At 71.4% G+C, this 11,091-nt stretch carries 2 protein-coding genes; both read right to left on the bottom strand.

What is annotated here, in order from left to right; all coding sequences use genetic code 11:
- Nucleotides 1–5: 5 nt before the first annotated feature.
- On the bottom strand, nucleotides 6–1,265 hold the full coding sequence (locus D7V97_RS09925) for a polysaccharide deacetylase family protein (protein ID WP_158623323.1): 1,260 nt from the start codon (nucleotides 1,263–1,265) through the stop codon (nucleotides 6–8).
- Between the two features lie 288 nt (nucleotides 1,266–1,553).
- Nucleotides 1,554–11,051, bottom strand: a complete 9,498-nt coding sequence (locus tag D7V97_RS09920; protein ID WP_255424764.1) for a non-ribosomal peptide synthetase — start codon at nucleotides 11,049–11,051, stop codon at nucleotides 1,554–1,556.
- Nucleotides 11,052–11,091 lie beyond the last annotated feature (40 nt).

Genomic DNA, 11,091 nt, shown 5'->3' with positions numbered 1-11,091 from the left:
TCTCGCTAAGGGGCTATTGTGCTTGCATCCACGTCCGCGAGCGCGAAGTCATCCATGGTGAGTGTGCCCACCCGGTCGATGGACAGTCCCACGCTGAGGGCGCGGGCCTCGGAGGGGGCGGGCGGCGTCGTCCACTCGGCGAAGGTGTAGCTGGAGCGCGCGGGGAGCAGGGGACCCTGGGACCAGTAGGTCCACGCTCCCGCGCTGTTGCGGTAGTAGGCCTTGAACCGGACCGACGTGGTGGCCTTGTACCAGGCGGAGATGCGGTAGTGGTGCCCCGCCGTCACCGGAGGCGTGCAACTGCTGTCATCCTGCCGGGTGATGAGCTTCCGGTCGCCGCTGGTGATGTCGGTGATGCGCACCTGCTGGGCCCAACTCCCTCCATGAGCATCCGAGGTCCGCGTCCAGGTGAAGGTGTTGGAGCCGAAGCCGCCGCGCTGCCAGCAGTCCGGTGTCCCATCCCCGTTGGCGTCCGCTTCGAGCGAGGGGTTCTTCAAGAGCTGCGCAGGCGGCCAGCTCACGGGCGGCTTCAGCACGCCGCCGATGACCGCGTCCATGGTGGCGACGGTGGTGCCCCGCGACGCGCGAGGCGCCAGCCAGTCCAGGAATGCCGACAGCGTGGCGGGCGCGGTGGAGTAGGTCTGCGGCGGGTCGCACGGCCCGCAGAGGTGGTGGAAGACGAGCGGCACCCAGCCGCCCCCTGCCTCCTCCGCGCGCAGGATGTAGTTCTTCAGGTCCGTGAGCGTGGTGGTGGCCTGCACGGAGCCGTGGGTCCGGATGGCATACGCATCCGCGGGCGGCACGGGCTCGGCGGGCGGGTTGCTGGTGCTGCCGGTAGGGGTGCGCAGGCCGCCGCTCTCCCTCGCTGAGTTGTAATTGCAATCCTTCACAATCTGCCGCGTGGTCGAATCCTTGTCCCCAAAGGGATACGCGAACGAGGTGACGCGGAAGCCGGCGTTGAGCAGCGCGACCCGGTCGTTGCAGATCTCCCTGCGCTGCTCGTCCGCGGAGAGCTGGGTGAGGTGCGGATGGGTCAGCGTGTGCCCGCCAATCTCATGGCCGGCGTCCTGGAATGCGCGCACCTGGGCGAGCGTGAGGCGGCCGGACAGTCCCATCCGGGTGCTGTGGACGAAGAAGGTGCCGCGCATGCCATGGGCCTGCAGCATGGAGGCGCCTGTTGCCTGGGTGGCCAGGCCGTCATCGAAGTTCAGCGAGACGATGACCTGACCGGGCAGGAGGACGAGGGCCGGACGCGTGGTTTCCATGGCGGATGAACTCCCGTGCGCGCGCAGGCGAGGTTGGACGGCCGCACCGGGCGCGCACGGGCAACGGCGCGATGCATCCCCCCGCAAGGTGTGCATCGCCGTGGTGGTTGATCAACGCGATGCACTTGCCGGAGGGTGCGGCGAGAGGCTGGCTTGGGGCACGGATGCGTGTCCGGCTCCACAGCGCGCTTTCCGTTACTCCAGCCTGGACGTCAGGGGCTTTGTATCGGCATCGCCGTGGGGCCGGAGGGGGATGGCTCCCGCTCCGGCCCGCGCACATCGCTCCGCTCAGCCGAGCAGCCGGGACAGCAACTCCGCCAGCGTCCGCACGTTCGGTGCGCGCAGCACGCTGTAGTGGTTGCCGGGCACGTCGTGCAGCACGAGCCCGTCGTTGGCGAGCGCGCTCCAGCCGCGGTCGTTCGCCTCTGTCGCGTGACGCTCGCTGGCGCGCAGCACGGCGATGCGGCCCGCGAGGGGCTTGGGCACGTAGTGCTTCATCGCGCGCAGGTTGCTGGCGAAGACGTCGAAGAGGGTCCGCACCTGCGGCAGCTCCACCTCGGGGCCGAGCAGGCCTGCTTCACGACCCCGGGCCAGCAGGTCTTCGAGTGCCGCGTCGATTCCTCGTTCGAGCATCGCCGCGTCGGGGACCCATGCGTCCTGGCCCGCGAGCTGGCCCTGGTCGCTGGCGAACTGCGCGAGCACCTGGCGTGGATCCTCGACGTCGATGCTCACGCGCGCTTCGGTGGCGCTGCTCGGGTCGATGAGGGTCAGCAGCTCCACGGTCTCTCCGTGGGCCTGGAGCTGGCGGGCCATCTCGAAGGCGACCAGCGCACCCATGGACCAGCCGCCCAGGCGGTAGGGCCCGTGGGGTTGGACGGTGCGGATGGCGTCGAGGTAGCTCGCCGCCATCGCCTCGATGGTGCTCAGCGGCGGCTGCTTTCCGTCCAGGCCCGGCGACTGGAGGCCGTAGAAGGGCTGATCCGGTCCCAGGCTCCGGGCCAGCTCCGCATACGTCAGCACGTTGCCGCCGATGGGGTGGACGCAGAAGAACGGACGGCGTGTGCCGGTGCTCCGGATGGGGACGAGCGGGGAGAACGGCGCGGGCACCTGGTGCAGCAGCGCGGCCAGTTGCTCCACCGTGGGAGCCCGGAACAGCGTGGCCAGTGGCAGCTCCCGCTTCAGCTGCTCGCGGATGCGGGCCATGAGCCTGACGGCGAGCAGCGAGTGGCCTCCCAGTTCGAAGAAGTGGCTCTTCACGCCGAGGGGCTTGATGCCGAGCACCTCTTCCCAGAGCGTGGCCAGCTCCAGTTCCAGCGGGCTCCTCGGCGCCACGTACGCTTCCGTGGTGAGGGTGCCCGCCTCGGGAGCGGGGAGGGCCTTGCGGTCGAGCTTGCCGTTGGGCGTGAGGGGGAAGGCGGCCAGCGGAACGAAGACGGCGGGCACCATGTACTCAGGCAGCTTCTGCTGGAGGTGGGTGCGCAGCTCGTTGGGGTTGGCGTTGGACGCGACGACGTAGGCGACGAGGCGCGGGTCCCCGGTGGGGGAGTCGCGGCGGGCGAGGACGAGGGCCTGCTGGACTGCGGGGTGCTGACGCAGGGTGGCTTCGACTTCGCCCAACTCGATGCGGAAGCCGCGCAGCTTCACCATGAAGTCGGTGCGGCCCAGGTACTCCAGCTGGGCGTCGGCGCGGCGGCGCACCAGGTCTCCGGTGCGGTACATGCGAGCGCCGGGGACGGGACTGAAGGGGTCCGGGATGAAGCGCTCGGCGGTGAGGTCCGCTCGGCCCAGGTAGCCGCGAGCGAGGCCCGCTCCCGCGAGGAAGAGTTCCCCGGGGACGCCCATGGGTTGCAGGTGCAACTGGGGGCTGAGGACGTAGGCGCTCGTCTCCGGGAGGGGCAGGCCGATGGTGGGCTCGGCGGGGCCTTCAGGGACGCGGGTGAAGGTGGAGTAGGTGGTGTCCTCGGTGGGGCCGTAGAGGTTGAAGACGTGCTCGACGGTGCCGGTGGCGTAGAGGGCGCGTGCGAGGGTGCCGGGAAGGGGCTCACCCGCGAGGTTGAGGGTGCGAGCGGAGGGCGGAATGGCGCCCGTGCGCAGCAGCTCGGCGATGGCGGAGGGGACGGTGTTGATGAGTGTCACCTCCGAGGCAGCGGGCAACCCCGCGAGCGCGAGGGCGTTGTCGGCGAGCAGCACCGCGCCACCGCAGGCGAGGGGCGCGAAGAGCTCGAAGACAGAGAGGTCGAAGCAGACGGACGTAGCGGCCAGCGTGCCGGCCAACTGAGCAGGCGAGAAGGTGCGCAGGGACCAGTCGAGGAAGGCCGTGGCGCTGGCGTGGGAGATGGCGACGCCCTTGGGCCTGCCCGTGGAGCCCGAGGTGTAGATGACGTAGGCGAGGTTGTCTTCGCTGACCGTGGAGCCTGGGGCCGACGTCGGCAGTGACGCGACGCTGGACGGAAGCGCATCGAGGCAGAGAGCTTCCACGCACTGCGTGTCGAGCTTCAGGGAGGCCAGCAGCGACTGATGCGACAACAGCAGACGCGCACCGGAGTCAGCGAGGGTGAAGTCGAGGCGCTGCCGGGGGTAGGCGGGGTCGAGGGGCACGTAGGTGCCGCCGGCCTTGAGGATGGCGAGCAGCGAGACGACGAGGTCGACGTTGCGCTCCAGGCAGACGGCGACGCGCACCTCGGGCCCGACGCCTTGCGAGCGCAGGTGGTGCGCGAGCTGGTTGGCGCGAGCATCAAGCCGGGCGTAGCTCAGGCGCTCGTTGCCGACGACGAGGGCGATGGCGTCAGGCGTGCGCGCCACCTGCTGCGCGACGAGGTGGTGGATGAGGCCACGGCCCAGCTTCGTGCGCGTGTCATTCCACTCCACGAGCAGCGTGTTCCGCTCCTTCGGCGTCAGCATCGACAACCGGGACAGCGGCAGCTCCGGCTCGGCGATGGCCGCACCCAGCAGCACCTGCAGGTGTTCGACCATCCGGGCCGCGGTGTCCGGATGGAACAGGGCGGTGGCGTAGGTGAGGCTGCCCGTGAAGCCCTGCTCCTCGCGCTGGAGCGTCAGGTCCAGGTCGAACTTCGCCATCCCGCTGTTCACGTCCACGGCACGCAGCGTGAGCCCGGGCAGGGACAGCTCGGACACGGGGGCGTTCTGCAGGACGAAGAGCACCTGGAAGAGGGGACTGCGGCTCAGGTCTCGCGCCGGATGCAGCGCCTCCACCAACTTCTCGAAGGGCAGATCCTGGTGCTCGTATGCGCCCAGCGTGGTGTCGCGCACCTGCTTCAAGTGCTGACGGAAGCTGGCGTCGGTTCGCACCTGCGCGCGCAGCACCAGCGTGTTGACGAAGAATCCGATGAGCGACTCGGACTCGACGTGGCGGCGACCCGCGATGGGCGAGCCGACCGTGATGTCGTCCTGTCCCGAGTAGCGCTGGAGCACGAGCTGCCAGGCCGCCAGGAGCACCATGAACGGCGTGGCCCCCTCGCGCTTGGCCAGGGCCTCCACCGCGTCACTCAGCTCTCGCGGCAGGTGCACCGGTGCCACCGCGCCCTGGAAGGACTGCCTCGCCGGGCGCTGCTTGTCGGTGGGCAGCTCCAGGTGCGGTGCGGCCCCCGTGAGCTGTCCACGCCAGTAGTCGAGCTGCGCGTCCAGCACCGGGCCTCGCAGCCAGTTCCGCTGCCAGGCCGAGTAGTCCGCGTACTGCACCGGCAGCTCGGGCAGCGGCGACGGCCGGCCCTGGAGGAAGGCCGCGTACAGCGCCGCGATCTCCCGCACCAGCACGCCCACGGACCAGCCGTCGGAGACGATGTGGTGGAGGTTCAGCACCAGCACGTGCTCGGTGTCGCTCAGCTTCAACAGCAGGGCGCGCAGCAGCGGACCCTGCTCCAGGTTGAAGGGACGGCGGGCCTCCTCGGTCGCCAGGCGCAACGCTTCGGCCTGACGCGCGGAGGCCTCGGGCAGCGCCGTCAGGTCCGTCACCGGGAGCAGCAACGGCGCGGGCGCGTGGATGTCCTGGAACGGTTCTCCGGCCTCGGTGCGGAAGGTGGTGCGCAGGGACTCGTGGCGGCGCACCAGCTCCTCGAAGCTCCGCTGGAGCGCGCCCACGTCCAGCGTGCCCTCCAGCTTCAGGGCCGCGGGGATGTTGTACGTCGTGTCCGTCGGGTCGAGCTGGTGGATGAACCACAGCCGCTGCTGCGCGAAGGACAGGGGCAGCGTCGCGCCCCGGTCCGCGACCGCCAGGGGCGGGGCCGCGAGCGCCGGACGGCTCGGGTCCTGGAGTGCCTGGAGGCGCTGCGCGAGCGCGGCCACGGTGGGCGCCTCGAAGAGGACGCGCAGGCCCAACTCCACGCCGAAGGCCGTGCGCACGCGCGCGACGACCTGGGTGGCTCGCAGTGAGTGGCCGCCCAGCTCGAAGAAGCTGTCGTTCACGCCCACGCGCTCGATGCCCAGCACCTCGGTGAAGATCCCCGTGAGGGTCTGCTCGGCGGGGCTGCGCGGGGCCACGTACTGGCCTCGCGTCGCCACCGACACCTCCGGTGCGGGCAGGGCCTTGCGGTCCGCCTTGCCGCTCGCGGTGAGCGGCAACACGCCCAGGTGCATGAACGCCGAGGGCACCATGTACTCGGGCAGCCGCTCCAGGAGGAAGGGGCGCAGCGTGGCCGCATCCAGCGGCCCCGCGTCTCCCGTGACGTAGGCCACCAGCCTTGCGTCGCCGGATGCGTCCTGGCGCACGACGGCCACTGCTTCGCGCACGCCGGGGTGCGACTGGAGCGCGGCTTCAATCTCTCCCAGCTCGATGCGGAAGCCTCGCAGCTTCACCTGGAAGTCGGCGCGGCCCAGGTACTCCACCGTGCCGTCGGACAGCCAGCGCGCCAGGTCTCCCGTGCGGTACATGCGCGCGCCGGGCGTGGGGCTGAACGGATCCGGGAGGAAGCGCTCGGCGGTCAGGTTCGGGCGGCGCCAGTAGCCGCGGCCCACCTGCACGCCGGCGAGGAACAGCTCACCGGGCACGCCCACCGGCACGGGCTGGCCATGGCGGTCGAGCACATGCAGCCGCGTGTTCGCCACGGGGCGACCAATGGGCACGCGGCGCAGGTTCTCCGTGCGCGGGCAGTGCCAGTAGGTGACGTCCACCGCGGCCTCGGTGGGGCCGTAGAGGTTGTGCACCTCCGCCACGGGCAGACGCGCGTGGGCCCGGCGCACCAGGTCCGCGGGCAGGGCTTCGCCGCTGCACACCACCCGGCGCAGGTGCGTCAGGCCCTCCAGGCCCGGCTCCTCCACGAAGGCGCGCAGCATGGACGGCACGAAGTGCGCGGTGGTGATGCGCTGGTCGGCCATGAGCCGCACCAGATAGGCCGGCTCCTGGTGGCCACCGGGCCGGGCGACCACCAGTCGCGCTCCCGTCATCAGCGGCCAGAAGAACTCCCAGACGGACACGTCGAAGCTGAACGGCGTCTTCTGCAACACCGTGTCTTCCGACGTGAGGCCGTACTCCTGCTGCATCCAGCGCAGGCGGTTGACGACGCCCGCGTGCGCGTTCATCGCGCCCTTCGGACGTCCGGTGCTGCCCGACGTGAAGATGACGTACGCCAGCGCATCGGCCGTGGACCGCGCTGCGGGAGGCGTCGTGGGGTGACGGGCCATCTGCGCCCAGCCGGTGTCCAGACACACGACCTGCGGCTGGGGGCCCGACGCGCCTCCCAGGGGCAGCTTCGAGACGAGGTGCTCCTGCACGAGCAGCACCGGGGCGGCGGAGTCCTCCAACATCCACTGGAGGCGGTCGCGCGGGTAGGCCGGATCCAACGGCACGTAGGCCGCGCCCGCCTTGAGCACGCCGAAGAGCGCCACGACCATCTCCAGCGAGCGCTCCAGGCACACGCTCACCAACGACTCGGGGCCCACGTCCAGCGTGCGCAGGTGGTGCGCGAGCTGGTTGGCCTTCGCGTCGAGCTGCGCGTAGGTGAGGCTCTGGTCTTCAAACGTGACGGCGACGGCGTCCGGGCTCCGGGCGACCTGCTGCTCGAAGAGGTCGTGGATGCGCTCGCCTCGCGGGTACTCCACGCGCGTGTCGTTCCACTGCACGAGGACCTGCTGACGCTCATCGTCCGTGAGCAGGGGCAGGCGCGAAAGCGGCAGGTCCGGTGAGGCGACGACGGCCTTCGCCAGCAGGGCCAGGTGTCCGGCGAGGCGCGCGACGGTGGCCTCGTCGAAGAGGCTGGTGGCGTACTCGAGGCGGCAGTACAGGCCGGTGCGCTGCTCGTACACGTCCAGGCCCAGGTCGAACTTCGACGTGCCCGTGGGCACCTCCACCTGGCTCAACTGGAGCGACTGCGGCGTCGCGGCGTCCGAGTCCGGCGTGTTGAGGACGTTGAGGAGCACCTGGACCACCGGCGTGCGGCTCTGGTCCCTGGGCACCTGGAGCACGTCCACCAGTCGCTCGAACGGAGCCTCCTGACGCGCGTACGCGCCCAGCGCCTGCTGCTTCACGCGGCCCACGAGTTCGCGGAAGGACGGGGTGCCTTCGAGCTTCGCGCGGAACGCGAGCGTGTTGACGAAGCAGCCGATGAGGCCCTCCACCTCCGGCCTCGTGCGGGCGGCGATGGGCGTGCCCACCGCGAAGTCGTCCTGGTTCGCGTAGCGGCCCAGCAGCGTCTGATAGAGCGCCATCAGGACCATGAAGGACGTGGCGCCTTCCTTGCGGCCCAGCGCGAGCAGCGGCTCCGACACCTCACGGGGAATCTGGAAGCGGTGCACGTCGCCCGCGTAGGACTGCACGGCGGGACGAGGCCGATCCGTGGGCAGCTCCAGCGCCGGCACTCCGGTGAGCTGCGCCTTCCACCAGCGCAGCTGCTCGTCCAGCATCGCGCCTTCCAACCACTTGCGCTGCCAGACGGCGAAGTCCGCGTACTGCACGGGCAGGGCAGGGAGCGGCGAAGGCAGGCCCGCGCCGAAGCACGCGTAGAGGACGGTCAATTCCTGCGCGAGCACCAGGGTGCACCACGCATCGGAGACGACGTGGTGGAGCACGAGCCCCAGCACATGCTCCTCCGCGCCCAGCCGCATCAGGCGCGCGCGCACGATGGGGCCGCGCTCCAGGTCGAACGGGATGTCCGCGAGCGCACGGCAGCGGCGCAGCAGCTCCGCCTCGCGCTCCTCGCGCGTTTCTCCCGGAACGTCTTCCAACGGCATGGGCAGGCCGCCCGTCGGCTGGACGACCTGCACGGGGCCACTGTCCGACAGCGTGTACGTCGTGCGCAGCACCTCGTGCCGCTTCACCAGCTCGTCCAGCGCGGCCTGGAGGGCCTTCGTGTCCAGCGCCCCCGTGAGCCGGAAGTTGACGGCGTTGTTGTAGGCGACGTTCGCCGGATCCAACTGCTGCAGGTACCAGAGCCGCTCCTGCGGGAAGGAGAGCGGCAGCGGCTTCTCCCTCGATGCGCGGGGGATGGGCGGCGGCGAGCCCGGCAGCTTCGCGGGCGTCGGGGCCGGGGTCGGCGTCGGTGCCTTGGCGGCAGGGTTCGGCGCGGCGGGCGGAGGCAGTCGGGCCGCGGGAACGTTCACGGGCTCCACGCGTCCATCCGCGCGCAGGCGCGCCGTGCGGCCCGTGCGGTACAGCCTCGCGGCTCCGTCCAGCGGATGGGGCACGAGCCGGCGACGCTCCTCCTCGGCGGCCTTCCACAAACCCCACGGCACTCCGGCCCCACCGAGGGCCAGCTCGCCCACCACGTTCGCGGGCACCGGCTGGCCCGCGTCGTCCAACACCCAGGCCTGGAGGCCCGGCGGCACGCGCTCCCCGGGGGCGCGGGGTAGCAGCGCGCCTTCGACGGCGCCGCCCGCGAGCAGCACCTCCACGCCCGAGGCGCGTTGCAGGGCCGACGCCAGCTCTGACGACGCGCCTTCCAGCACCAGCGCTCCGAACGGCGCCAGGGCCTCGCGGGCTCCGGGCAGGTCGGTCAGCGCTCGCGCCAGCCGCGCGGTGGTGTTCAGCAGCACCGCTCCGGACTGGCGCGCCAGCTCCAGCAGCTCGCCCACGCCCTGTTCGCCTTCCACCAGCACCTGCTCGCGCAGCGCGTTGGCTTCCGCTTCCGCCAGCACGCGCACCTTCGCCAGCCGGCGCAGGCCCTCCAACACCACCGGCGTCTCCAGGCCGAAGTCGATGAGGCACGTCACCTCGTCCACGTCCGCCGCGCGCACGTCACGAAGCCGCTGGAGCCCGCTGTCCACCGTGCCGATGAGGCCTGTCACCTTCGCGTGGTGCTCGAAGGTGTGCTCCAACAGCGCGTCCAGGTCCTGCGAGGAGAACTTGTCGATCTCCCCCTGGTGGCCCTGCGCCGCGAGCAGCGAGGCGGTGATGTCCGCGGAGCTGCGGAAGTAGCCCAGCAGCGGCTTGCGCACCGTGCGCAGCACCTCCTGCTCGTCGTCACCGAGGTAGGTGTGGAGCATGCACGTGATGTGGCCCCGGCCCGGGTGGCCGTTGCGGCGCCACGCCTCGCGGTACAGCGCCACCTTCGGTTTCAGCTCCTCCAGCGAGTGCGCGAAGAGGCCGGTGAGGATGCCCGCGCCCAGCTCGCCCGCCAGCCGGAACGTCTCCGGGTTCGCGGTGGCCGTGAGCCACACGGGAAGCTCCTTCTGCACCGGCTTCGGGCGCACGCCCACCTCCACCATCACGCCGTTGCCGCCCACGCGCTGGATGCGCTCGCCCCGCCACAGGGCGCGCAGCGTCTCCAGGTGCTTGAGCAGGATGTTGCGCCGGTCCGCGTAGTTCTGCGGCGCGAAGATGAAGTCCCGCACGTGCCAGCCGGTGGCCACCGACACGTCCACGCGGCCCTGCGACAGGTTGTCCACCACGGCCCACTGCTCGGCGATGAGCAGCGGATCATGCAGCGGCAGCACCACGCTGCCGGAGCGCAGGCGCACGTTGCGCGTGACGGCGGCCAGCGCCGCGGCGACGACGGCCGGCTGCGGGTAGATGCCGCCGAAGGAGTGGAAGTGACGCTCGGGCGTCCACACGGCGGAGAAGCCATTCGCGTCCGCGAACTTCGCGCCCTCCATCAGCAGCTCGTACTTCGGGCCGCTCATCGCGTCCTCGTCGTTCGCGAAGTAGCTGAGGCTCACGTCCAGTGCGCGCGAGCGCGGGCCGCCGCCGTGCAACCGCACGAGCTGCGCCGTCACCTGCTCGGACGGGAAGACGACGCGCAGGCCGCGTGAGAGCGCCCAGAGCGACTCCAGCTCCGGCCGCTCCGCCGTGGCCTCGGTGGCGGCAAGCCACGCGCTTCCCTCGGTGGGACGCAGCCGTGCGTCCAGCGCGGAGAACAGCTCCGTCAGCGCGGGATGTCCCAGCGCCCACGCGGGCTGTCCGGCACCCGCGGGCAGCAGCCACGCGACGGTGTCCTCCGTGATCGCCAACGCCTCCGTGTCCGTGGCACCGGAGGGCTCCAGTGCGTCCTCCACGTGCAGCACGCGCGAGGGCTCCAGGCGCGCGGCGGTGATGATCCCCTTCCACGTGACGATGCGCGGTGAGGCGGCGCCCTCGGGCGCGTAGACCGCGAGGTTGCCCAGGTCGGTGGGCCCGAGCGCCACCACGGAGGCACCGGCCTCCAGCACGCCCCACAGCGCCGCGAGCTTCTCTGGCGAAGGCCGCAGGCACACGACGACGGGCTCGCCGGGCTTCACGCCCTGCGACCGCAGGCGGGTGGCCAGGGCCCGCGCGCGGGTGGACAGCTCCGCCCAGGTCCACGTCCGTCCATCCCGCGCCAGGGCCACGGTGTCCGGGTGACGGCGCGCGCGGTCGGCCAGCAGCGCGGGCAGCGCGGGCGCGGTGGGGACGGGCAGGGGG

The organism is Corallococcus sp. CA053C, from assembly GCF_003611675.1.
GTDB lineage: Bacteria > Myxococcota > Myxococcia > Myxococcales > Myxococcaceae > Corallococcus.
The sequence above is the reverse complement of the archived record's forward strand: the minus strand, read 5'-3'. Positions and strand labels throughout refer to the sequence as shown.